A 23794-nucleotide genomic window follows, 5' to 3' on the forward strand; every position below is an offset into this window, starting at 1 on the left:
CGATGCGAATGTGGGTCATGGCGGAGATGACGACGTTCTCGCCGATCGCGGCGTCGTCGCCGATGGTGATGTGGCCGCCGGTGTTGGCTTGCAGGGTGGTGCCGCGGCAGAGGCTGACGCGATTGCCGAGGGTGATGGTGGCGTCGGGATCGATGAGGAAGTCGACGTCGGCGGCGATGTCGCAGTCGGCGCGGATGCGCACGGCGTCGCCGTGGCGTACGCGGATGCCGTCGATGATCATGCTCGGGTCGGTGTCGGTCACGCTGGTCATGTTCCTTTCTCTTGGTCGGGTCATCGGATGAGCTTCGCTGCTGGTTTGTCGATCAGGTAGTCGCCGATCACCAAGGCGTCGAGTCCGAGGCGAGCGACGTTTGGACGCCAGAGCTTGTTATGGAACGCGACCTCGACGACCGCGCTGACACCACCACGGGCCAGCATGGCCAGCACGTCGAAGTACACGTTGAGGACGGAAATGCTGAGATTGTCGCGGTCGCGCACCGGCGCGGTGGCTGCGACCAGGCTCTATTTGATCTCGTCGCGGATGATCGTCGGCATGCCGACACGCCTTGGCCAAGGCTTGGGCGGGGTGGACTCACCCGAACCCCGGAGGACCGCTTACAACGGCGATTAGCTGCGCGTTGGGTCTGGGCTTCGGCCGAGGATGTAGTAGTGCGCGATCGACTCCCGCAGTTGGCCGGACGGCTCGCGTTCGAGCAACTGTGCTCGAAGGTCGTTCTCGAATCCTTCTGCGCGATTGGGTTCCTGGCGAATCCGAGCGGTGTAGGAGGTCGACCACAAGAATCCGAGAAACTCATCCACCGTCCAAGCGTGTGGCGTCGGGAACCGGTACTCGGTGACGTCGAGGAACCCTGCTTCTTCCAGGATCTCTTCGTGGGTGCGCCGCGTTGGAGCGTTCTCGGCCGTCGCTGGCGACGCACTCGCAGGGCGGCCCGGTTCGCCGGACCATCGGGCTACGACATCGACGGCGACGGTTTGCCACGGTTCGGTCCCGCTCCAGGGTGTGCTGCTGCCCAGGATGGCCAGGCAGCCGCCGGGGGCCAGCCACTGGCGGGCGCGCTCGGCGATCAGCGGTCGGTCCAGGCGGTGGAACGCGTTGCCGATCGTGACCAGCTGCGCCGGGTCGGTGATGGCCAATTCTTCGGCCGGGCCGGTGCTCCAGGTGATGTTGGCGGCGCCGGCCCGCTCGGCCTTGGCGCGTCCGACCTCGATCATGTCGGGTTCGAGGTCCACGGCGTGCACGTGGGTGAATCGGGTGTGCAGGGGAATCGCGATTTCTCCAGTGCCGCAGGCGAGGTCGATCAGGACGCCGCCCTCTCCAGCTCGGTTGAGGAGGTCGTCGAGCAGCGGCTGGGGGTAGGCCGGGCGGTACCGGCTGTAGTACTCGGCTGCGCCTCGGAAGAGGCCTTCGCGGTAGCTGGGTTGCACGGGCCAGCTCGGTGGGGTCGACGGGGTCTTGGTCATTCGGGGTGGCGCTCCTTGGTCTCGCGGTTCAGTGCGATGCGGCTTGATTTGCTGGGCTTGATCATGGTCAGGGGACCAGGTCAGGGCGGGCGAACTGACGCCGGTAGGCGCTGAACCCCTCCCCGCAAACCCGCGAGCACACTTTGAGTTTCCCGCCCGCGATGGTGTCGGTGCTCCAGCTGTGTTCCACGGCCGTGAAGAATTCGCTGACGAGGATTTCATCGAGCGCGCGCTTGGCGGCATCGAGGGTGGTGGCTCCGCCGGAGGCGGTGAGCAGGTTGTGGACCTGAGCGTCGGTGGCGGCTTGTCCACGATACAGCTGGGGCAGGGTCGCTTGGACGTAGAGCCAGCAGCACGGGTAGACGTGTCCGGTCGCGGAGATGAAGATGGCGTGGGAGTCCAAGGCCTGGCATTGGATGGTGCAGGTGTCGAAGAACTGGTCGAAGTATTCGGCGCGGGCTTCGATGCTGCGCGCCCAGAGCACGACCTCGTTGACGAGTCGTTCGTCGGCCGGTGGGCGCAGTTCTCCGACGACCGCGCCGGTGCGGTCGTAGATCGGGGCGGCGTCGATGCCCTCACTGGGACGCAGTTCGGGTGCGGGTTCATACAGCGGTCGCAGGAAGCGGGCGGTCTTCTTGACGCTGAACTCGGCGAATCCGAGTTCGGTCGCGCGGGCGCGGGCGGTGTCGATCTCATGTTCGTTGTGGGCGAAGGCGATGTAGTCCCACTGGGCGCGGCCGCCGGCATCGATGAACGCGGCGGCGTTGGCCAAGACTCTGCCGATGTCGACCTTGCGGCGGTAGACGCCGTTGGTGGCCAGGCCGTCGATGGCGAAGATCGTGGTGATGCCCGGGATTTCGGCCAGCCGTGCCCACCAGGTCGGGGTCCGCAGGCCGCCGTTGGAGTAGATGCGGATGAAGGTGGCCGGGTTGGTGGCGTGGATGTGGTGGCAGATGGCGAGCAGCTCGGGAGCGATGGCAGGGTCACCGTAGGCGCCGCAGATGTCGACGATCTCGAGTTGGGCCAGGACGTGTTCGGGCAGGCAGGTGCGGAACTGGTCCAATGTCATCGAGGTTTCGGTGAGGCCGGGGGCGGGGGCACCGAAGAGGTTACGGGCGCACATGGGGCATTCGGCGTTGCAGCGGGTGGAGACCTCGAGGTGGAGTTGGCGCAGGTCGGAAACGGTGTACATGCTTCTCACCTCGGGTTCAGTGGTGGATGGCGGTCGGGGCGGTCTTGGTGGCCTTGATTCCGGCGATGCAGTTGCAGGATCCGGCGGTGCAGGTGATGCCCGCGGTGGGCAGGGGCAGGTTGTGGTCAAAGATCGATCCGATACGGCCGCCCTCGCGACAGGACGCCGGCCAGATCTCGTCGAATCGGATGAACAGGGATTCGGCGCCGACATTGCAGGTCCAGCCGGGCCACCGGTTGGACCCGGTGTCGATGATCTGCGACGGCGTCAGGACTTGGTGGGTGCCGTCGAGGTATTCGACGTCGAGGTCACCTTTGAGCAGGGCGGTTTCGCGGGAGCCGGGCTGGTCGACCTCGGTGGCGAGGGCGTCGGTGAGCGTGGCGTGCTGGTCGGGGCTGTAGTCGGCGGGGCGGGCCCAGCCGTCGAGGAACATGATCTTGCGGTGCACTGGTGCCTTGCCGTCGGCCTGAATGGTCGCGGCAAGGTTCATGGTGGTGTCGAAGGCGGCGGGGTCGATCACCACGTTCACATCGACGCTGGTCTCGGGGGCGAGTGTGTTGACGACGGCGCGGAAGTGGTGGGGTTCGGCGCGTTCGTGGTGGTAGCTGAGCAGCACGTGGTCGAAGGCGGGTGCGTGGGTGGCCCACCAGGGCAGGGGGCGGGTGCCGTTGGACAGGACCGCGATGTCGATGCCGAGGGCGCGCAGGTCGGCGGCCATGCGTAGCAGTTGTGGCCACAGGGTGATCTCGCCGCCGCTGAGCAGGAAGGTGATGTCGCGCCCGTGGTAGTGCTCGGCGACGGTGCGGGTGAATCGGTTCACGGAGTCGTAGTCGGGCCAGCGGACCCGGTTGTCGTGCAGGTAGATCGGGCAGTAGTGGCAGGCGTAGTTGCAGACGCTGCTCATGATCCATTCGACGACGACGCGGCGGGTGTCGGCGGTGGTGGCCGGGGTGATCCGGAGCGGGATGGGGGTCATGCCCCTCCGTTCGGGCGGGTGGCGATGATCAGCTCGGTGGTGAGGTGTTCGGTGAGCACGGCGTCGGCTCCGAACCGGTCGACCAGCGCGGTTCGCAGGTCGTGCTCGAATGCCACGCGGGCGGACTCGTCGCTGAATTGGCCTGGCGCGCTGTAGGAGAAGGAGAACTGGAGCCCGATCACGGAGTCGATGTTGCGGTGCAGGTCCCAGTGCCAGGTCGTGATGTCGATGTCGGAGAACGCCGAGGTGGCCAGGACTTCGGTATGGGTGAGGCGAGGATGGGTGTAGGTGCTGGTGCCGGCGCGGCGCTGCGAGCCGAGGTGGGCGGTGCGTACCTGGGTGACGATGTCGTGCCAAGGCGGTTCGGTGGCGGTGGCCGGGGGCCCGCCGCTGGCCAGCGCGACCGCGCCGGTAGGGGTGAGGCGGCGGTCGAGGTCGGCCAGCAGTGCGGGGCGGTCGGTCCAGTGGAAGCTGGCGCCCATGGTGACCAGGTCGAGCTCGGGCAGATCGAGGGCATCGAGGTGGTAGGAGTCGCCCTCGAGCCAGCTGATGTTGTCGATTTCGGCTGTGGTGGCGAGTTTCGCGCCTTCGTGCAGCATCTGGGGATCGGGGTCGACGGCGTACACGTGGGCGACCAGCGGTGCCAGATGGAGCGCGATCTGGCCGGTGCCGCACCCGAGGTCGAGCGCCTGCTGGGTGCCGTCGAGACCGAGGCGGTCGCGCAAGGTGGTGAACAGCGCGGCCGGGTAGCCGGGCCGGTACCGGGCGTAGAAGGGGGCGGCGCCGGTGAACAGGCCGCGCGGGTCGTAGGTCATTCAGTGGACTCCTTGCCGGATGAGGGTGCCACCGACGGTGTTGTCGAGCAGCGCGAGGGCGGCGTCGTGCAGCGATGCTGTTGTGATCCCGGTGTGGTGGAGTAGTTCGTCGTGGGTCATCGGGCGGGGCGGATTGGTCCACCCACGTACGACGACCGTGCGCGATGCGCCGCGTTCCCCGAGCAGCGCATGGACCGCGGCCGGGTGGCAGGTGGTGGCGATGAGGATTCCGACCCCGGGTGGGAACAGCCGCTCGAAGTCGGCGGCCGAGATGGCGGCGTCGCGGCGGCCGGGTGCGCCGAGGCTGGTCAGGTCGTGGATGTGCAGGTACCGCAGGCGGGTTGCGGGCCGGGTGGCGGTGACTGCTGCTGCCGCTCGGGTGAGTTCGCGGGCGGCGATGTCGCCGATCGATACCAGCATCATCTCGGGATCGGGGTCGTCGGCGATGTGCGTCCAGACGGCGTATCCGTCCCGGAGCTCTGCGTCGACGGTGGTGTGCGGATGCGTGGGCATAGGGTGTTTGGAGGCGATGATCAGGCTGGCGCGGCCGAGTTTGCGCACGGCGAAGGTGAGCGCGGCCGCGGTGCGGGCGGCGTCGGCGGGCATGTAGACGTGCACGCTCGGGTCGGCCGCGGCGATGGCGATGTCGATGAGTCCGGGGTTGGCGTGGGTGATGGTGTTGTGCCAGCCGAGGCTGGTCAGCAGGTACACCAGGCTCGGGGTGGGTGGGCGTCCGGCGGCTGCGGCGAGCCGGTGGGCGAGGAGCTGCTGGGCCAGCAGCGATGCGGTGATCGGGGCGAACGCCTCGTAGCCGATGACCACCCCGCGGCGGCCGGTGGCCTGGTATCCCTGGGCCCAGGCGTGGCACAGTTCCTCGTTGAGCACTTCGATCGTCCAGCCGGAGTCGGTGGCGTCCAGCTCGATTCGGTTGGAGGTCAGTTCATCCGGGCTGAACACCCTCAGCCCGTAGACGGTGTTCAGCTGGCGCAGGCTGCGGGTGATCGCGGTACCGAAGTCGAGTCCGGCGACCTGGTCGGCGACCGCACGGGCGGTGGCCACGCAGCCGCGCGGTGCGTTGAGTTCGACTCGGTTGGGTGCGGCCGGCGCGAGAACCCGCCGTACGGTCCCGGTCGGTGCCCCGCCAGTGAACAGCTCTCCAGGGCGGTAGCCCGACAGCCAGCTCGCTAGCGCAGCGAATTCTGCACTGTCCTCGCGCGGGTTGCGCAGGGGAACCTTGTGCACTCGTGGTGTGCGCGCAAGCTGTTGCCCAGCAACGGATTTCGGTACGCCGTGTCCCTTGTCGACGGTGACGACGACAACGGTGGACGGCCCGTACTGCAAGGGCCGCAGCCCGGTCAGGGCGCGGGCCACGGCGGCGATGATCTCATGGGTGTCCGGTCCGGCGGTGATCACCTGGTAGCCCAGGCCGCCGAAGTGACGTGCGAGATCGGAGGGGTCGAGGCCGGCCAGCAACGATGCCGATCCCATGCGCAGGCCGTTGGCGAGGATGACCGGCAGCACGCGGCCGTGGGTGCCGGTGCCGATCATGGCGCGTGCGCCCAGCCAGGCTGCTGCGGTGGCGCCGGTTTCGCACTCTCCGTCGCCGATCAACGCGACAACGAGCCGGTCGGGGGCGTCCAAGCCCATGCCGTGGGCGATTGCCAGAGCGGGCCCGAGTTGGCCGCCGAGGTGGTCGTGGCCGGGGATGAGCGGGGTGATTTCCCCGCCGAACCGGGTGTGTGGGAACTGCGCGCACAGCCGCTGAAGGTCGGGCTCGGTGTGACCGAACGCATCTGCGCCGGTGTCGAGGGCGCCGGTGACCCAGGCGTGCGCGAGCGCCGATGGTCCGGCGTGACCGCCTCCGTGCACGACCCGCACGTCCATGCCGGGCATGCGCCTGTAGGGGCCCAGCGCGGCGAGTACGGCGTTGACCGGTGGGCACACTCCCCAGTGCCCTGCCGGGGCCGGTTTGACGTGGCTGGGCTGCAACGGCGCGGACAGGGTGACGTTGTCACGCAGATACAGCTGTGCCAGGCACAGGTAGTCCAGGGCGCGCCGCGCGGTGTCGACCTCGGCGGCGGTCACCGATGCTGCGGCCGCTGCGACGTGGGTAGTCCAGTCGGTCATTCCCGGGCCTTCCGGTGGGTGCCGGCCTGGGCGATCGAGTGCACGGCGACGGCGATGCGGTCGGCGCGAACCTGCTCGTTCCCGGATTCGACGATCATCTCGAGGATCTGGGCCAGCTCGGGCTCGGTGATGTGGTCCAGGTCGAGATCAGCTGCGGCCAGGGCCTGTTGCAGGTCCGGGGGGATGCGATGGTGGCGGCGATCCGGGAGTGGGCGCAACCGCAGCTTCACCGCTCCGCTGGTTTGCTGGGCGGCCCAGGGCGGTGGACGCAGGGCGGCGCGGCCGTCGATGTTGAACACCACTCGTGAACAGCCGCCGGGCCCGTGGTGGTGCTCGACGCGGTAGCGGCGCCCGCGGTGGGGGCCTCTGGGCGCGGCGAAGTCGAGCACCACCACGGTGCGGCCAGGCAACCGGCGAAGGGTGCCTTCGGTGGAGACCGGGATTGCGGGCAGCTCAGGCAGCATCACACATCACCCGGGCGAGATCGACGGTGACGAGGGCCCCGGCGGGACCGCCCGCGTGGCGGCGTGCCGCTTTGGCCGCGAACAGGGCTCGATCCACCGCGGCGAGCAGGAACTTCGCGCGCACTGCCGGGTCTGGGCTCGGCCACGCCAGACCGGGCCCGACGACTGTCGCGGCGAAGGACACGCTGCACGGCAGTGCGGCGCAGCAGCGGTCACGCAGATCGGTGACCGAGGCGGTGAAACCTGCCTCAGTGACGCCGGTCGCGGCCACGATCACCTCGTCACCACCGAAAGTCGATACACATCCAGCGGGAAATGCGGTGTCGGCGAACCACTCTCGGCACACCGAACCCAACTGCGTCATCAGCGCGTTGCCCGCCAAGTGCCCGAAGCTGTCGGGATCGGTGGCGTTGCTGTGCTCGACGTGGCCCTTGAGGTCATCGACGTCACCGATGGCCAGACCGAGCAGGGTGTGCTCGGCGACGACACGGGCCAGAGCCTCGGCAACGGCGTGCGGGTAGAGGTCGGGGAAGGCCACCAGGCCGGTGATCGGGTCGGAGCGGGCTCCTGTAAGCCACTCGGCTCGGCAGGGCAGCTCATCGAGAATGTTGTTCACGGACAGGGCCTTTCAGCTCAGCAGAGGTGCCAGATCGGTCAGGGCCCCGATGCGGGCAACATCGGGGTGCGCCGGGGCGGCGCTGTTGCGGGCGAGGTGGATGGCAGACCAGCCCGCGGCCAGTGCGCCGTCGATGTCGAAGCGGGCGCTGTCGCCGACGTTGAGCAGGTGGTGCGGCGCCAGGTCCATCGCAGACTCGATCGCACGGAAGGCGGCCGGCTGCGGTTTGCACGCGCCGATCTGCCAGCTGTGCAGCACCACTTCGGCCAGGGCGAAGTACGGCGGCCGCGCGGGCCCGGTGTCGGGGTCAGGGCCGATCGCGTTCGACAGCAGGCAGATGCGGAAGCCGAGCCCGGCGAGGTGTTCCAGGGTGGGGACCGCATCGGGATACAGCGGCGGATCGGCCATGTCGGCGACCCGCAGGCGCAGCCGGTCAGCCACCGCGGCGGCTGCGTGCGGGCGGCCGCATGCGGTGGCGAGGATGGCCGCCAGTTCACCGGCCGGTGTCCGGCGGGTCTTGGCGTGTTCGATCAGCAGGTCGCGGAGGTGCTCGACGTCGGCGTCGAGCAGTTCGGCCAGTTCGGCCGCGAGGACTCCACGGGGCATCTGCACCAGGACCCCGCCGATGTCGAAGCAGATCGCCCGGATCTCACGCTGCGGCACCGGCGTCTCCTTCGGCGAAGCGGTAGCCGCTGGTCAACCCCGCGACCGTGCGGGCGTCCAGGTGCCCGGCGACAGGCACCAGCGGCTCGAGCTGATGGTCTTGGCGCAACGGTTCCAACGTCAGGTGGTACTCGATCGCGGGAACAGCCTCGGCGGGTGCGCTGGCGGCCAGCGCCAGCGCGACCGCCAGGCCGGAGCCGTGCGGCAGACTGCGGATGCCCAGCCGCGCGGCCAGTTCCACCATCGACAGGGTGTGGGCGAGCCCGCCGCACCAGGTCGGGTCCGGTTGCCAGATCTGGATATCGCCGCCGAGGGTCCGCAGCTGGTCGGTGGGCTCGTAGTCGTGTTCACCGGCGGCGCGCGCCAGCCCGTGCCGGGCCAAGTCCGCATCCGAGATCAGGCCGGGCTCCTCGACCCAGCACACCGCCACGTCGGCCAACACCGGCAGCAGCTGGCGGGCGTAGTCGGCAGGCCACCGGCCGCCGACGTCGACACAGAGGCGGGCCAGCGGCCCGGCCGCCTCGCGCAGGCGTCGCAGCCGGGCGGCGTCCGCACGCGGTGTCTCGCCTCGGGCCGCGCCGGGCAGTCCCCATTTCTGGGCCCAGAAGCCCTCGCCGACGAGCCATGCGGCGATGTCGGGTGCCAGCGGGTGGTCGATGTCGATGCCCAGCGCCGTGGCATACACCGGGATGCGATCGCGTCGCTCACCAGCGAGCAGCGCGCCGACCGGGATACCGGTGGCGTGGCTGCGCAGATCCCACGCCGCCAGCTCGACCGTCGACACCGCCAAGCGCAGGTGCCCGCCCTGGCGGTGCCGGCCGTGCGGCACCAGCGATGCCATCGCCCGCCAGGCGGCGAGGTCGCGGCCGATCACGGCGGGAGCGACCTGATCGAGAGCCAGTCGGGCAACCGACGCCGCCACCGGCCCGAACCAGCCTGTCGCGCCGGTGTTGTCGACGACTCCAACCGCCACGCGAGTCAGGTTCTCCGGCCACGGCTGGGCCGCCGGGTGGCGCCGCGCGGGCCCAGCCCAGTCGGGCAGGACCTCGGCCGCCACAGCGGCGGCAGGCAGCGGGGGCAACATCCGGGTGATCACGTCGGTGATCGTGCGAGCCGTCATCTTCAGATCCTGGTCCCGGCCAGTGGCTCGTCGGCGAAGCTGAAATACCACAGCGGCCGGTAGTTCTCCCAGGACTGCGGACGCAGCCCGGTCGGCCCGAACAGCTCCTCGATGCTGCGGCGCGCGGCCAGGTAGAACTCGATGTCGCGGGCCCCGTCGGCGAGGAACACGTCCATCATCGGGGTGTGGGACTGATACACCTGGAATCGCGGGAAAGTCGTGGTCACCTCGACGAAGTCGGTGAGATGGCGCGCCGCGACATCGAGCGGATCCAGGCCGATGATGTAGGTGAAGTCGGTGCGGATCCCCGCGGCGACGGCGTCGCCCAGTACCCGCACCATCTCGGTGGGGGTGAGCGCGGCCTTGGATTCTTTGAGGATCAGGTCGCGCTTGGTGAAGGCTTCGGCGGTCAGCGTCAGGTGGAACGGTCCGATCGCGGCGGCCTCGGCCAGCCCCTCGGGGCTGGTCAGCACGCTGGACAGAAAGTGGATCTCCCCGCCGCAGTGGTGCGTGGTCATCGCTTCGCGGACCTGACGCAGATGCGTCAGCGCGAGCTGCTCGAACCGGAAACACCCGGTGCACACGGTCACCTTCTCAACGCTCGACAGACCCCCGCCAGTGTGGTCGTCGACCAGGGTGGAGAAGTAGGCGTTGACGTCATCGAGGGCCAAGCGGGGATCGTTGGCTTCCTCGAGAGTGTTCGGGCAGAACACGCAGCCGGTGCACGCGCTGCGCGCGTTGGAGTTCAACGTCAGGACCCGGCCCTCGTTGCGCCAATACCCGAGCACTGCATCGTCGGCCTCGGCGACATCGATAACCGCGACCTGCTCACCCCCCAGCAGGACCTTCGTGTCGACCAGCTTGAACGGTGACCGGCGCCTGCCCAGCGACAAGATCATGTACAGCTGATCGTCCGGGCGGGAGTTCAGCCGCAGCCGAAACCGCAACCGCGACACCCCGATGTCGGCGTCCAGACCACACGCATTGAGCGCGATCAACATGATGTCGTCGGCGTCGATGCCCCACCGAGTGGCGAGTCGTTCGGCGTCGCCTCTGGTCCCCAGCATGTTGTACCTACCCCTTATGGCCGGTGTCAGTGGATATTTGTGCCTGGCAGGGTTTCGTCGACGTAGAACAGGTCCGAACCAGGTCGCTGTACCCGAGCTCGAACTCGGCAAGCTGTCTCCACGCCCGATGCATCCGCTCCGTGAGCGCTTCGGACATTGTGGAAGTCGGCATCGAAGGCAGGAGGTAGCCCCTTCGGGGGTGGTGCCGGCGAGCGGTGCCCGCGCGTGGGTCAGGACCAGTGGGTCGTTGTCGACGTAGACGACCTTCGACCCCGACGCGACGGTTTGCGCGATCTCGTGGGTGTTGACCACGGCCGGTGGGCCGACACCGATATCGAGGAACCTGCTGGATACCTGCACGCTCGGTGAGGTATCCGACCGTGCGGTGAAGGAGCTGGCGGGACTGCACGGCCATCATGGTGATGGCGGCGTCGCCGGCGATCTGGTCGATGCTGTAGTAGTCCTTGCCGCCCATCCAGTAGTTCCAGACGCGTGCCGAATGCGGAATGTCGGTGCGGATGATCAGCGAGCGCGCCGCGCCCGCAAGGGCTGTCGGGGCGGTCACAGGGTCTTGACCTGTTTGGCGACCGGGCCCTTGGGGCCGGTGCCGGGCCGGAATTCGACGCGCTGGCCGTCGGTCAGGACGCGGAATCCTTCCGCCTGGATCTCGGAGTGGTGGACGAAGATGTCTTTGTCACCGTGGTCGGGGGTGATGAACCCGAACCCCTTTTCGGCGTCGAACCATTGAACGGTTCCGTGTTCCATGAGCGAGCCTCCTCGGCTGGGGCAAAAGGGTTGGAGTGCGCGAAGGTGTCGCGGTTGGTCGCAGACGCGCCCGGTGTGGATGGCGGGCTGGTCGCTGGTCGCCGATCAGCGCGGCAGGAAAAGTCGCTGGTAAGGAAGCTGCTGTAGGTCGTCGGTCACCAGGTCGTCGACCGTGACGCGGGCCAAACCCTGACGCAGAGCGTTCTCGGCGAAGGCCTCGGCTGCGCATCCGGGCGCCCGGTAGTGCTGAATCGGGACACCCGCGACGCCGAAATCGACGATCACGCGGCGCTCCCCGATCACCGCAACGGCGGTCGGCCGGTCCATCCGGGGAGCCGCTCGAGGATGCGCCGTAGGGTCTGTTCATCACGGCGATACCGCGAACTCCGCTCACCAGGACCGGGCCGATACGTCGAGCACCGGATCGGGATGTCGCCCTTGCCGGCACCTGTGAACAGTGCAGCGCCTGGAACACGCTGCGGTAGAGAGTGATCCATTCGACCTTCCTCCCTGTACAGGTCATCGAATCCCCCAGAACCCGAAGGGTCGAACTCGTCGCATCGACGCGGACCGCCGAAAAGCCCATCGAGAGGCCGACGGGGGCCGTCCCCAGCTGCGATGCCCGAGTTCGGGGAGACCCATCGAATGTAAGCTCCGACACACAAACAGTCAACCACTTTGCTAGCAAAGTGCTGTGCCATTGGTGATGTCTGCTGCTGATACCGTGAAGGTCGTGGCTAGCGAGATCACCGACGAACGGTCCATCCAGACGCGGATTGCCGACGACATCCGGGCGCGCATCGAACTCGGCGAGTACGCCGCGGGCGACCAGCTGCCCACCTACGACGAGCTGCGCCAGACCTACCTGTGCAGCACCGGTGTGGCCCGCAAAGCCATCGACCTGCTGCGCCAGCAAGGCCTGATCATCTCCCGGCAGGGCAAAGGGGTGTTCGTCCGCGAGCGAGCCCAGCCGAAACGGCACGGCATCGAGCGCTACGCCCGCAGCCGCTGGAAGACCGGCGGCACCGCGATCCACGATGCCGAAGCCGGCAGCCAGGGCCTGCCGGTCACCCAGCTCTACCGTGAGCTGGGCGAAACACCCGCGCCCGCGGTCGTCGCGACCGCGTTCGGGATCGAGGAGGGGACGCCGGTGTGGGTGCGCAAACGCACCACCGTCGTCGACGGCCGCCCCCACCAGCTCGCCGATTCCTACTATCCCCTCGACCTCGCCGAGGGCACCCTGCTCACCGAAGAGAACTCCGGCCCTGGCGGCGGGTTCGCCCGCCTCGACGAAGCCGGTGAACCACTGGCCGAGATCAGCGAGGAGTGGAGCGCCCGCATGCCCAGCTCCCCGGAAAGCGTGGCCCTGCAACTGCCCGGCGGCACCCCCGTCCTGGACCTCACCCGCATCGTCTACGACACCACCGGACGCGCGGTCGAAGTGATGCTCGCTGTCATCGCGGCCGACACCGTCCGCATGAGCTACCGATTCGCCATCCCCGACTAACCACCACCCGGCCAGGAGAACGCGATGCAGCCTTCGATCCCCGCCGTCACCCTCAACGACGGAACCACCATCCCCCAGCTCGGCTTCGGCGTGTTCCGAGTCCCCGACGACGAAGCCACCCCCGCCGTCGCCGCCGCCCTCGAGGGCGGCTACCGCGCCATCGACACCGCCGCCTACTACCGCAACGAACCCGGCACCGGCGCCGCCATCGCCGCCTCCGGAATCCCCCGCGAGCAACTGCACATCACCACCAAGGTCTGGCACACCGACCTCGGCTACGACGCCACCCTCGCCGCGCTGGACAAGAGCCTGACCAATCTGAATCTCGACTACCTGGACCTGTATCTCATCCACTGGCCGGTACCCTCCCGCGACCTCTACGTCGACTCCTGGCGAGCTTTGGAGAAGATCAAGAGCGACGGCTTGGCCCGATCGATCGGCGTCTCCAACTTCCCGATCCCGCAGCTGGAACGCCTGCTCGCCGAGACCGGCACCGTGCCCGCGGTCAACCAGGTCGAGTTGCATCCGTGGCTGCCGCAAACCGCGCTCCGCGAGTTCCACACCCGTCATGGCATCGCCACCCAGGCATGGAGCCCTCTCGGCCACGGGCGGCTCGTCTCCGCCCCCACCGTCGAACAGATCGCCGCCCGCCACGGCAAAACCGCCGCGCAGATCCTCCTGCGCTGGAGCATCGAACTGGGCAACATCGTGATCTCGAAATCCGTAACACCCGAACGAATCCGGTCGAACCTGGAAATCTTCGACTTCGAACTCACCGGTGAGGACCACGACCTGCTCGCGACACTCGACAACGGAACCCGCACCGGCCCCGACCCCGCCGTCTACGGCGCCTCCTGACAGGCAAGGTGACCTGGACCGGGATCGACAACGACTCGGCGAGGCCGGCTGGACTCTCATCCGGGTATGCGTGGGATAGCCGTCTGAGGCACCACCAGCGTGCAGGCCGATCTCAACGCCTTCACGGCGGTGCCGAAGTGCGCCAGGCTCGGGGCGAGAATCACCGCCGCCCGGGCCGTGTGAGCGGTGTAGGCGATCAGCGTGGTCGGCATATACGTCTCGGCGTCGATCGTGAGCACGTCGGTGATACGGCAGCCGTGCCACGCCGCCAACTCGACGAGAGTGGCCCGGTCGGCGGGTTCGGATTCGCTGACAGTCAGGTTCAGCACTGCGATGGCGTTGTCCATGAATCGCTTCCGATGATTCCGCGGTCGCGGAAGTACTGGTAGCTGTTGTCGCTGACTCGTAGGGCGGCCACCCGGGTCGAGCAGTGCCAGGGACACTCGCCGTGGAGCAGCAGTGCGTTCGCTGCATCCGTCGGTGATCGGACGGGCCAGTGCGGATTGTCGTGCCGGAGCTCATCCGCGGAAGCCGTCGAGTGACGGACGCTCGGCGCCCGGTCGATCGGGATGACCAGGCCGATTGGCGGAGGTGGCTTCTGTCGTCGGGTGTCGGCTGCGGTCATCGGCCGGCCCCCTCGGTCGCGGGATCAGCGGCACCGACCCCATCCAGATAGGCGGGCAGGCTCTGATGTCCGTGGGAGATGAAGCTGGGCAACGGTTTCAGCTTCTGCTCGTCGACTGCGAGGGCCAGTCCGGGGAATCGCCCGAACAGGGCTGGCAAGGCTTCGACGGCTTCGAGGCGGGCCAGGGCCGCACCGAGGCAGTGATGCGGCCCATATCCGAAGGACAGGTGTTCTTTGTTCGGGCGAGCAGGGTCGAAGGCGTCGGGGTTGGGGGCGTGGCGGTGCGGGTTGCGGTTGGCTGCGGCGATCCCGGCGATGATCGCCTCACCGGCGGTGATCCGCGTGTCGGCGATGTCGATATCGGCGATCGCGTAGCGCAGCGGCAGATTCGCCACCGGCGGCGCGTAGCGCAAGGCTTCTTCGATCAGCTGTGACCACGTGATAGTGCCGGTCCGCAGTTGGCGCAGCAGTTCAGGCCGGGTCAGTACCTGGTAGACGGCTTGGTCGATGAGGTTGACGGTGGTCTCGTAGCCGGCAGTGATCACCAACAGCAGCGTGTGGACCAGCTCTTCTTCGGTGAGCCGGTCGGCCTGGCCGTCGCGGTGGCTGATGAGCAGGCTGGTCATGTCCTGCCCCGGCTCGGCACGACGGCGCGCCACCAGCGCGGTCAGCAACTCGACGAGTTCGGTGAAGGTGTCGTGCGGGTCGCGTTGCGGGCTGGTGGAGAAGATCTCGTCCACACAGACCCGCAACCGTGCCTGAAGATCGACGGGGACGCCCATGAGGGCGGTGATCACCCGCAACGGCACTTGGGTGGCGTAGTCCTCACGCAGGTCGATCACCGTGTGGTCGGGGCGGGCGGCGAGCTCGTCGAGCAGGTCGGTGATGATCTGCTTGATCTGGGGACGTAGTGCGGTGACGCGGCGGGGCGTGAAGGCGGGACCGATGAGTTTGCGCAGGCGTTGGTGGTCTTTGCCGTAGGCGGTGAACATGTTGCGCACCGACACCCACGTGATCAGCGGCCAGTCCGACGGCACCTCACCGGACCGGAATCGCGGCCAATGCTGGTGGGCGTCCTTGGACACCCGCCAGTCGGTGAACAGTTCCTTGAGTACCTCGGGATCGGTGACTGCCCAGGCAGGGATATCGCCGGGCAGCACCACGCGAACCAGCGGACCACGCTCGCGCAACGCGATGGCTTCGCCGGGGATGTCGGTGCCGGTGACATCCAATATGACCGGAGCAGAACCAGAACCATAGGCAGGAGTGAGGGCGGGGGCGGGTTGCAGATCAGTCATCGCGGGTCACCTAACAGTCAGCGAGGGAACGAAACAGGAAGTGGAGAAATAGGTTTGAACACCACGGGCAGCGCTTCCAAGGACCGATGAAACGGTCCCGGCCGCCACCTCAACTCCTCGACAGGGACGGCGAGTTCGATCTCGGGTAGCGCGTCGAGGAGCTGGTCGATCGCGTCACCGGCGATCAGTTCCGCCGGTGTGCGGGCGGGGCAGCGATGCGGGCCGGCACCGAGGCCCAGGTGAGATTCGTTGCCGTAGATGTTGCCGCCCAACACAGCCGGGTCGTTGTTACAGGCGGCCAGACTGATCACGACAGGTTGATGCGCCGGCACCCACTCCTTTCCGTCGACCAGCTGCGGCTGCCGGGGATAGGAGAAGCAGAAGTTCGCCAACGGCGGATCGCGAAACAACACGTGAGTGAGCGCGTCACGGGTCGACACCGCGCCCCCGACAACCCGGCCCCCGAAATCCGGGCGGGTCATCATCAACGACACCGTGTTCACGATCAGATTCGTCAACGGCTCACTCGCCGCCGCATACAGAGTGAACAGCTGATGGACCAGCTCCTCATCATCCAAGGCAGCAGGATGAGCCAGCAGCCAGGACGTGACGTCCTTGCCCGGACGGGCACGTTTGCGGGCGACGAGCTCAGCCAATGCCTGCACAGCCAACTGGTTGCCCTCGGCGGCGGCGTCGGTGGAATCGAACATCATCGCCATACCGGTCGCCGTCCGTTCGCTGATGTCGGGATCGCAGCCGATCAGATCGCTGATCACCCCGAACACCAGCGGGAACGCGTAATCCGCGAGCAGATCAGCCCGCCCCTGGGCACCGAATCCGTTGATCAACCCCACGGCGCTGCGCTCGACCACCGCGTGAAGATTGACCAGGTCCACCCGGTCGAGGGCATCGACCGTGGCCGCCCGGTAGCGGGCGTGCTCGACACCACTGCTGCGCAATGCGTTCGGCCGCTTCTCCATCATCGGCCGCACCGGGCACTCCAACGCGATCCCCCGCTGCCAGAGACTGGGATCGGCAGGAAAATGCTCGGGATCATTCAGAATTCCCAGCGCAGTCCAGTAGCCGATCACCAACGTCGCCGGAACACCCGGCGCCAGCCACACCGGCACCAGCGACCCGAACCGGTCACGCATCTGCGCGTATGCGGCGTGTGGGTCCGCGGCGAAGTCGGCGGTATAGAGCGAGACACGAGACTCGTTATCGGCATCCAGTGGAGTGTCACGCCTGACAGGGCAACGGGTGGAAGGGGGAATGCCGGATTGCACTGTAGGCAAGGGGATACTCCCGAATCGAACGAACTGTGGACGATGTGTCTCGTCGGAGCGGACGTAGCGTGGCGCACTCTCTCTGTCCAATCTCATTGCCCACCTGACGATGCTGGTCGACACCCGGCGCCGAGGACTGAACACTCCTTGTCGACCCGACGCCGGGGCCTGTCCTCAGCATCGCCCTACACACCCGGCCCATACCCGAGCCATGACAGCCCACTTGGGCCCATATCCGGCCCATTCCTCTCACGACATCGTCTTTGTGGGGTGGAATACCGATACCGTCGGACGACGAAGGGGAGAGGGAGAAGCGGATGGGGCAACCACGGACGAGGCTCGAACAGCTCACCACTCAAAGGGGAATCAGCACGAGCGATTTCGTACGTGAATTCAGCCGTCGCGCTGACGAACTCGGCCTCGCAGCAGGAATCTCGCGCAGCGCGGTGAAACGGTGGGTGCAGGGCGCATCCGGACCACCTCGCGTCCCCGCTCGTCGAATTCTCGAAACTTGGTTCGGTGAACCAGCATCCGTCTTACTCGGTCCGCCTCGAATCGATAGCCCTACCGCAGCCACGGAGAAGGATCTGGCAGTGAATGCAGCACACGAATCGGTGAATCACGCACTCGACGCCGCCTCGGCACTCGATCCATCCGCTCTCGAGCATCTCCATGCGGCCGCTGGAAACGCTGCCTGCGCCTACTACGTGACGCCGCCGCTCGATATGCTCACTGACCTTGTTCTGCTGCGTGACACCATCTATCAACAGCTCGACCGCACCCACAAGCCGCTGCAGCAAGCGGAGTTGTACCTTCTCGCTGGTCAGGTCTGCGGACTGCTGTCGTCGGTCACGTGGGATCTCGGACTGGTCGAGGCAGCCGAGGAGCAAGCACGCGCCGCATACACCTACGGATCGGTGATCGACCATCCGTCGTTGCAGGCGTGGGCGCGTGCACTGCAGGTCACGCTCGCGTTCTGGTCAGGACACCCGCGCCGCGCCCATGCCATCGCGACGGCGGCCCTGCCTACCGCACCAACGGGAACCGCGCGGGCACGTCTGCATTCGGTGAACGCACGCGCACTCGCTCTGTTGGGTGCACGGGGCGAGGTTCGATCCGAACTCGACGCCGCGACGGATCAGCTCGATCAGGCAGGCGGTGACACGCTGCTCGATGCGGTCGGCGGGGAACTCTCGTTTGATCGGCCACGTCGCGCGCTATGCGCCGGTGCCGCCTATGTCGCGCTCGGCGACGGCGACCAGGCCGAACGTGAGGCCTCGGAGGCAGTCGACCTGTTCGGGCAGATTCCCGCCGAACAGCGATGGGCACTCGGCGCACTCGGCGCCCAGGTCGATCTCGGAGCGGCACGTACCCTTCGCGATGACCTCGCAGGCGCGCAGGCAGCTCTGCAGCCCGTGTTCGATTTGCCCGCCACCCGCCGCACCGAGGCGATCGCGTTACGACTGCACGCGCTGGCCCGGATGCTCGGCACCGCACGCTATCGCGGAGCTGTGGAGGCGTTGCAGCTCGGTGCCGCGATCGAGGACTTCACCGCGGTCTCGTTGTCCCGTACGACCGGGATGAGAGCACTTCCAAAGTAGAGATCAGGCACCGCAGTGGTCGAGCTGAACGGCGTCCCACAACCGCAGGATGTCGTGCTCGCGTGCAGGAGTGATCCCCAGCTCGCCGGCACGCTCATGCTCCACTGCCGCACCGCCGGCCAGCAACCACTGCCAGGTGTCGGCGACCGTCTCTTGGATCGGCCTGCACGTCAGCCCAGCCTGCCGTGCGCGGTCTGCGTCGACAGACCACGCACCGTGGTAGGAACGCCACAACGGCAGCTCCGTCCACTGCCGCACACCTTGTTCGATGAGCCACTGCTCATCGGTCACCCACTCGAGGATGGCTGTACTGCCAGTCACGGTGGAGCATGCTGACAGCAGGTCCCCCATCGTGTCGCGGCCCTTCGCCACGACATTGAAAATCCCCGTCAAGTGCGGACGGAGTGCGAATGCAGCGACATCACGTACGTCGATCGGCTGGATCAACCGTCCACATCTCCCCGGCGCCAGCACGCGTCCCCCGCGCACCATGCGTCGGAGCCACCATTCGAGACGGCCTACGTACTCCCACGGGCCGAGGATCACGCCCGGACGCAAGAGCAGGGTCCGGGCCGAGCCGAATACTTCGAGGACGGCGCGCTCGCATCCAGCCTTTCCGAATCCGTACGTTGTCGGGCCAGGGTCGCCGTCGTATCCGTAGCCGGGCCCGGCATCCGCAGGACAGTCCAGGACCGGCGAGTCCTCTGCGAGCGGATGCGTCGGCCATCCCTCGTACACCGATACGGTCGACACCAGTACGTATCGGGTGGTGACCGGTTCCAGCGCACGTGTGAGCGCAAGGGTCTCCCGCGGCACGAAAGACGATGTGTCGATCACGACATCCCAGGGGCCAGCCTCTGCGAGCCGGACAAGGGAAGCAGGGTCGGTGCGGTCGCCGCGGATCGTGCTGACACCCCCGACATCACTGCCGGTCCGGCCCCTACGGAACGTAGTGACATCGTGACCGTTGGCGATGGCTTGTTCGGCGATGGTTCGGCCGAGGAACCAGGAGCCGCCGAGAATCAGTAGCCGCATACCTCATTCGTACCACTCAGCGGAAGCAGTTGAGCATGGGTGAGGCTCATGGATCGCATCCGACCTCAGAGCGAAAGGGATTGGCCTGTCATTCGAGCCAGCAACGCACCGAGCAGGGCTGCGCGTTCAGGCATCGTGTCGATGAGGACGTGTTCATTCCATGCATGCGGATGTCCACCGACGGCGCCGAGACCGTCGAGGGTCGGTATGCCGAGCGCTGCAGTCAGGTTTCCATCAGACCCACCTGCCGACCGCACTGCCGCCAAGTGGCCGATTCCGAGCGCGGCCGCGGCAGCTGCGGCCTCGGCGTACAGAGTGCCAGCGACAGCGTCTTCGAATGGGGGCCGCTCGATGCCTCCGGATACATTCACCACGGCGTCGGCGAGTTGCGCGGTCAGCCGGTGCATCGCAGCGTCGACCCGATCAAGTTCTGTGATCGTCCACGACCGCGCGTCGACATGCACCCGGGCGAATTCTGGCACCGTGTTCGCGGTTGTTCCGGCTGACGCCACCGTCGGGACCACCGATGTCTCGCGAGCCGAATCTCCTATCGCCGTGATCCGAATGATCTGATGTGCGAGCTCGACGCTCGCGTTCACACCCAGATGAGGTTCGAGGCCCGCGTGCGCCGCACGACCGGTTACCGTGACCTCGTAGTTCGCGATTCCCTTCCGCCCGATCTTCACAGCTCCCCCATCGGCGGACGGCTCACATACCAGGACGGCACCGGCATCTTGAGCCAGCTCCGCGATCAGCGCACGTGACGAAGCTGAGCCGACCTCTTCATCGCTGGTCAGCAACACACTGACCTGATCCGAGTGGGGCAGCAACTCTATGGCGGTGAGCGCCTGCACGATACCGGCCTTCATATCGAAAATCCCTGGGCCGCTGCCTATCCGCGAGCATATGTCGATCGAGAATGGCCAGTCGCCGATCGTTCCGACCGGCCACACCGTATCGAAGTGCCCAAGTATCAAAACTCGCGGATCGGGTGCTCGCGCGACTAGATGCACGTTCTCCTCCACTCGGGTGATCTCGGCGGGACGATGGAGCGCCGAGGACAGCCAGGGCTCGACCAGCGCCGCGCACTCCTCCAGATGACGCGCCGACGTCGACGGTGACTCGCAATCGACGAGCTGCTGCAACCTGCTGATCATCGTGGGCAGACAGCGTGCTGCGGCGGTGAGAGCATCCAGTGGCATAGGCACGATCATGCCCTGCGTCGCCGACAAAATCACTATGATGGTTCGCCGGACCAATGGTATATCGCCACACCAGGGCCGCGCCGGTGTCGAGCACACCTCACTCAAGCTTAATCCCCTCTTTCGCGGCCCATCGTTCCAACTTCCGTCCATTCAAGCGAACAAATCAAGGGATTCGACAGATCACTTGCGGCACGGAGATTGTTCGACTATTGGCCGACGATCGAGTGCAATAGGCCGACTGCGGCTATAGCTGTCGCAACACCAAGCGCTAGGTCGCTCGCCATACCGACGGTGACGCCGGAGACTGCACCTATGGCCAAAATCAGAGCCCAGCGCATCGGCAGCTTTTCCAGCCGAACCTCTTCAGAGGAAATGTTCGATGTGTTCGATCCCACGGATCGATACTCCTTATTGTCGATTGGAGATTTACATAAGAACGAAGGCCTCGGCGTCAACCGGTTTTACAGGGCACCATGCCTGGATGATCACCGACGCTCCGGACGTGGCAATCTCTACACTGAGAGCGTCGGCTACCGATTTCTCCCGGATTGCCTTTGCTGCGCCATGGCCCGGTTCTCCGTAAACGACGTTGGACGGTGCTTGTACTTCCGATCGATATCCACCGAAGGTGGGAGCGGCCGCGAGTCCAAGATCGCCGCCAATATGTCACTCGTGTGATCCACCGGCTCCGCCAAGGTAGCGACTCGGTCGAGCGTCTCTCGGAATCTTCGCACCTCGTCGGGGCTATGCCTCAGTACAAATGCTTGCAGCGTGGGCCAGTAGATGACATCCTGCAAATTAAACATATTCGACCGAAGGTATGTAACGCTGTGAGGTATGATCGCCGGCGCGCAGGCCTCGGATCTGAGGATCTGGAGGGTTAGGCCCGGCTGCGCAGTTACCGAAAGCCGACCATCCGACTGACGCGCGGTCTTCGCTATCAAGAATTCGATCTGCTGACGCCATATCGCTTCTTCGGCCACCCTTGCACGCAAGGCAGACTCTTCGATAAGGACCCACATCCTGGGCGGATCGCGCTTCGTTAGAATTTTCTGGCGTTGCAATTGAAGAGCAACTCGGCTATCCACCTGCTCTGCACTGCAAATCAACTCACCACGAGCACCGCGAAAGGACGCCCCGATTACCGAGCGAGTGTAGTCAGGCGTCTGCAGAAGATCGGGAACATGTCGCGTCTCATAACACTTGAGAACAGTCGCCGCTTTCTCCAGGGGACGCAGACGGTTCAACCCCTTCGGAGCCCAGCGTTCGTGTGAACTCTTCCTTTCGATCTTGTTCCCGCAGTAAGCAAGCTCCTGCAACTCGGCCAGTTCGGACGCGTCGTCCAACGCGTACAAATCCAGCAACGATGCAAGATCGTCTTGGCGGCACCGAACATGCCCGCCTTCGATGCGACTGATCTTCGAAGCCGAGGCGTGGATCGACTTGGCGACAGCCTCAGCGGTGATACGTCTATCCTCGCGTAGGCGACGAAGATACGCCCCTAGTGCGATCCGGGCAGCTCGCGGATCACGAAGCGGTGCATCATCGACTTCCGCCGGTATACCCATCTCAGTCTCGCGCTGTGGCACCGCATGAGTCTGCCATGCAAGATGTCGATCGTCGGCCACTCCTCGCGCAGAATGCACGTGCATCTGCAATCACAGATCGACGTATGTGATTGCGCTAGAGGGTGTTCCGTGTGTGCGGGACTGCTGCTCGATCGGTGACAGGTTGATCGGCCCTACCGGTTGGACTCCAGCTCGGGTGGCTAACTGCTGACGACCTTTGCGAACGAGCTGGGCAACCTCAAACGCGACCCCCGCAGAGGCTGGCGCCAAGCGCACGTACCGAACCCCGAATCGGTCGCCGACCACACCTGTCGGGCGGCGCAGCTCGCCTCCGTCATCGCCGCCTCGAGGGCGGCGACCCGGCTACGGCCACACCCATGGCGGTCTGGCATGACAGCCGGGAACCCGCACCGGCGACAACAACAACAAGACCTCCGTCGAGTGATGCGGTGGTGAGGATGAGGGCTTCCGCAGCTGCCGATTCAGAGGATGGCGGTCGGGACGGGTTGCCAGTGGTGGATGCCGCCGATGGTGGTGACGCGGCCGAACTGGATGTCGGCGAAGTGCACGCCGAATCCGACGGTGTCGGGGTGGGTGAGCTGGTTGATGAGCCATCTGGCGCTGGCGCGGGATCGGGCAGGGTCGTCGTCGGCGGAACTGGTCAGATTCGGGTGGGTGATCTGGATAGGGCTGGTGAGGGCGTCGCCGAAGACCAGTAGTTGCTCGCCACCGCTGGTGAGTCGGTAGCTGGTGTGGCCGAGGCTGTGCCCCGGGGTCGGGATGGCGTGTACGCCGGGGAAGATTTCGTGCTCGCCGATGGTGCGGACCTGGGCGGCGATGACTTCGAGGACTTCCGGTGGTGCGCCGTCGGCGATTGCGAGGTCGAGGTTCTGCCATTCGTTGTGGGAGACCAGGATCGGGATGCCGGCGAAGAGGTTGGTGGTGGTGTCGGGGTGGGACTGCCACAGCCATCCGAGGTGGTCCATGTGCAGGTGGGTCAGTGCGACGAGGTCGAGGTCGGCGATACTGCGGCCGGCGGCGGCGAGGCTGTCGATCAGTTTCCCGCCTCGCAGGAGTCCGACCTGGGTGGGGACAGCGAGGGGTCCGAATCCGGCGTCGATCAGCATGGCGCGGTTGCCGTATTCGATCAGCAGGGCTCCGACGCTGGCGGCGAGGTAGCCGTCGTCGTCGACGTGGTCGGCGAACTGCTGCCAGATCTGTTCGTCGGCGTCAGGGAGCCAGTGGTAGGGGTCGATGCGGGCGACGCCATCGGGCAGGTAGGTGACGCGGTGGTCGCCGATGTCGAGGCTGCGCAGGTCGACGGCTTCGTGGTTGAGGCGGTCTCGGGTGATGGTCATGATGGGCTCTCCTGGTGAAGGTTGTGTCCGAGCTCGGTTGGCTCGGTACACGGTGGGTCGTCGACGTCGATGGCAGCGGTGGGGCTCGGGTCGGGTGGAGTCGCGTCGTCCGGGTGGCCGGGTCATATCCGCCACGGCACGTCCCTCCGGACATGACAAAACCTCG

General features: G+C 66.5%; 25 protein-coding genes and 2 pseudogenes. 5 read left to right on the forward strand and 22 right to left on the reverse strand.

The features are described from left to right. The first annotated feature begins 17 nt into the window (after window positions 1–17). On the forward strand, window positions 18–302 hold the full coding sequence (locus tag NS3_RS14815; RefSeq protein WP_157101350.1) for a hypothetical protein: 285 nt from the start codon (window positions 18–20) through the stop codon (window positions 300–302). On the opposite strand, the gene NS3_RS14820 is transcribed toward NS3_RS14815, so the two are convergent. The 15 genes and pseudogenes from NS3_RS14820 to NS3_RS14880 form a co-directional block, all read right to left on the reverse strand. Next, window positions 292–498: a hypothetical protein gene (locus NS3_RS14820; RefSeq protein WP_067859833.1), complete on the reverse strand. Its 207-nt coding sequence runs from the start codon at window positions 496–498 to the stop codon at window positions 292–294. The genes NS3_RS14815 and NS3_RS14820 overlap by 11 nt on opposite strands. A 129-nt stretch (window positions 499–627) precedes the next feature. Beyond that, the gene (locus NS3_RS14825; protein WP_067859835.1) at window positions 628–1482 is read right to left on the reverse strand and encodes a class I SAM-dependent methyltransferase; all 855 of its coding nucleotides are present in this window, start codon (window positions 1480–1482) and stop codon (window positions 628–630) included. 67 nt (window positions 1483–1549) lie between these two features. Then, window positions 1550–2674, reverse strand: a complete 1125-nt coding sequence (locus tag NS3_RS14830) for a hypothetical protein (RefSeq protein WP_067859837.1) — start codon at window positions 2672–2674, stop codon at window positions 1550–1552. Window positions 2675–2690: 16 nt separating this feature from the next. Continuing rightward, window positions 2691–3650, reverse strand: a complete 960-nt coding sequence (locus tag NS3_RS14835; protein ID WP_067859839.1) for a radical SAM protein — start codon at window positions 3648–3650, stop codon at window positions 2691–2693. Then, window positions 3647–4465 carry a class I SAM-dependent methyltransferase gene (locus NS3_RS14840; protein WP_067859842.1) on the reverse strand — a complete coding sequence of 273 codons (819 nt, stop codon included), beginning with the start codon at window positions 4463–4465 and terminating at the stop codon, window positions 3647–3649. Before NS3_RS14840 ends, NS3_RS14835 begins: the two co-directional genes overlap by 4 nt. Continuing rightward, window positions 4466–6592 carry a phosphoketolase gene (locus tag NS3_RS14845; protein WP_067859845.1) on the reverse strand — a complete coding sequence of 709 codons (2127 nt, stop codon included), beginning with the start codon at window positions 6590–6592 and terminating at the stop codon, window positions 4466–4468. Further along, window positions 6589–7056, reverse strand: a complete 468-nt coding sequence (locus NS3_RS14850; RefSeq protein WP_067859848.1) for a hypothetical protein — start codon at window positions 7054–7056, stop codon at window positions 6589–6591. Before NS3_RS14850 ends, NS3_RS14845 begins: the two co-directional genes overlap by 4 nt. Beyond that, the gene (locus NS3_RS14855; protein WP_067859850.1) at window positions 7046–7672 is read right to left on the reverse strand and encodes a nucleotidyl cyclase domain-containing protein; all 627 of its coding nucleotides are present in this window, start codon (window positions 7670–7672) and stop codon (window positions 7046–7048) included. Before NS3_RS14855 ends, NS3_RS14850 begins: the two co-directional genes overlap by 11 nt. 12 nt (window positions 7673–7684) lie before the next feature. Continuing rightward, on the reverse strand, window positions 7685–8335 hold the full coding sequence (locus NS3_RS14860; protein ID WP_067859853.1) for an HAD family hydrolase: 651 nt from the start codon (window positions 8333–8335) through the stop codon (window positions 7685–7687). After that, window positions 8322–9455 carry a mandelate racemase/muconate lactonizing enzyme family protein gene (locus NS3_RS14865; RefSeq protein WP_067859856.1) on the reverse strand — a complete coding sequence of 378 codons (1134 nt, stop codon included), beginning with the start codon at window positions 9453–9455 and terminating at the stop codon, window positions 8322–8324. The genes NS3_RS14860 and NS3_RS14865 overlap by 14 nt, the downstream gene beginning before the upstream one ends. 2 nt (window positions 9456–9457) lie before the next feature. Then, complete coding sequence (locus tag NS3_RS14870; RefSeq protein ID WP_067859859.1) at window positions 9458–10522, reverse strand: hypothetical protein; 1065 nt, start codon at window positions 10520–10522, stop codon at window positions 9458–9460. Window positions 10523–10753: 231 nt separating this feature from the next. Next, window positions 10754–10882: pseudogene (locus NS3_RS30445) on the reverse strand (SAM-dependent methyltransferase); the annotation flags it as partial. Between the two features lie 43 nt (window positions 10883–10925). Then, window positions 10926–10997: pseudogene (locus NS3_RS30080) on the reverse strand (hypothetical protein); the annotation flags it as partial. Between the two features lie 86 nt (window positions 10998–11083). Further along, window positions 11084–11287, reverse strand: a complete 204-nt coding sequence (locus NS3_RS14875) for a cold-shock protein (RefSeq protein ID WP_067859862.1) — start codon at window positions 11285–11287, stop codon at window positions 11084–11086. Between the two features lie 105 nt (window positions 11288–11392). Next, window positions 11393–11614, reverse strand: coding sequence for a hypothetical protein (locus tag NS3_RS14880; RefSeq protein WP_067859864.1), 222 nt, complete (start codon window positions 11612–11614; stop codon window positions 11393–11395). Window positions 11615–12020: 406 nt separating this feature from the next. Here NS3_RS14880 and NS3_RS14885 point away from each other — a divergent pair, with 406 nt between their 5' ends. Next, the gene (locus tag NS3_RS14885; RefSeq protein ID WP_218018241.1) at window positions 12021–12794 is read left to right on the forward strand and encodes a GntR family transcriptional regulator; all 774 of its coding nucleotides are present in this window, start codon (window positions 12021–12023) and stop codon (window positions 12792–12794) included. A 24-nt stretch (window positions 12795–12818) separates the two neighbouring features. Then, window positions 12819–13652: an aldo/keto reductase gene (locus NS3_RS14890; RefSeq protein WP_067859866.1), complete on the forward strand. Its 834-nt coding sequence runs from the start codon at window positions 12819–12821 to the stop codon at window positions 13650–13652. Window positions 13653–13708: 56 nt separating this feature from the next. On the opposite strand, the gene NS3_RS14895 is transcribed toward NS3_RS14890, so the two are convergent. The 3 genes from NS3_RS14895 to NS3_RS14905 all read right to left on the reverse strand — a co-directional run bounded on the left by NS3_RS14895 (window position 13709) and on the right by NS3_RS14905 (window position 16729). Beyond that, the gene (locus tag NS3_RS14895; RefSeq protein ID WP_067859868.1) at window positions 13709–13999 is read right to left on the reverse strand and encodes a hypothetical protein; all 291 of its coding nucleotides are present in this window, start codon (window positions 13997–13999) and stop codon (window positions 13709–13711) included. Between the two features lie 274 nt (window positions 14000–14273). After that, on the reverse strand, window positions 14274–15575 hold the full coding sequence (locus tag NS3_RS14900) for a cytochrome P450 family protein (RefSeq protein ID WP_067859869.1): 1302 nt from the start codon (window positions 15573–15575) through the stop codon (window positions 14274–14276). 17 nt (window positions 15576–15592) lie between these two features. Next, entirely contained in the window at window positions 15593–16729 is a 1137-nt protein-coding gene (locus NS3_RS14905; protein ID WP_307610030.1) for a cytochrome P450, read from the reverse strand. A 449-nt stretch (window positions 16730–17178) separates the two neighbouring features. Between NS3_RS14905 and NS3_RS14910 the strand changes: the two genes are divergently transcribed. After that, window positions 17179–18462 (forward strand): NsdA family TPR-like regulatory protein, encoded by a 1284-nt coding sequence (locus NS3_RS14910; protein WP_157101351.1) that lies wholly within the window; start codon window positions 17179–17181, stop codon window positions 18460–18462. A 3-nt stretch (window positions 18463–18465) separates the two neighbouring features. On the opposite strand, the gene NS3_RS14915 is transcribed toward NS3_RS14910, so the two are convergent. The 3 genes from NS3_RS14915 to NS3_RS28510 form a co-directional block, all read right to left on the reverse strand. Next, entirely contained in the window at window positions 18466–19497 is a 1032-nt protein-coding gene (locus tag NS3_RS14915; RefSeq protein WP_067859873.1) for an NAD-dependent epimerase/dehydratase family protein, read from the reverse strand. A 65-nt stretch (window positions 19498–19562) separates the two neighbouring features. Beyond that, entirely contained in the window at window positions 19563–20699 is a 1137-nt protein-coding gene (locus NS3_RS28505; protein ID WP_084495567.1) for a M20/M25/M40 family metallo-hydrolase, read from the reverse strand. A 533-nt stretch (window positions 20700–21232) separates the two neighbouring features. After that, the gene (locus NS3_RS28510) at window positions 21233–22291 is read right to left on the reverse strand and encodes a helix-turn-helix domain-containing protein (protein WP_169811646.1); all 1059 of its coding nucleotides are present in this window, start codon (window positions 22289–22291) and stop codon (window positions 21233–21235) included. A 207-nt stretch (window positions 22292–22498) separates the two neighbouring features. Here NS3_RS28510 and NS3_RS30580 point away from each other — a divergent pair, with 207 nt between their 5' ends. Beyond that, window positions 22499–22726 carry an HD domain-containing protein gene (locus tag NS3_RS30580; protein WP_373865311.1) on the forward strand — a complete coding sequence of 76 codons (228 nt, stop codon included), beginning with the start codon at window positions 22499–22501 and terminating at the stop codon, window positions 22724–22726. A gap of 26 nt (window positions 22727–22752) precedes the next feature. Here the strand turns inward: NS3_RS30580 and NS3_RS14935 are convergent, their stop codons facing one another. Beyond that, window positions 22753–23628: an MBL fold metallo-hydrolase gene (locus NS3_RS14935; protein WP_067859885.1), complete on the reverse strand. Its 876-nt coding sequence runs from the start codon at window positions 23626–23628 to the stop codon at window positions 22753–22755. Between the last annotated feature and the right edge of the window lie 166 nt (window positions 23629–23794).

The organism is Nocardia shimofusensis NBRC 100134 (assembly GCF_001613125.1).
Classification (GTDB): domain Bacteria; phylum Actinomycetota; class Actinomycetes; order Mycobacteriales; family Mycobacteriaceae; genus Nocardia; species Nocardia shimofusensis.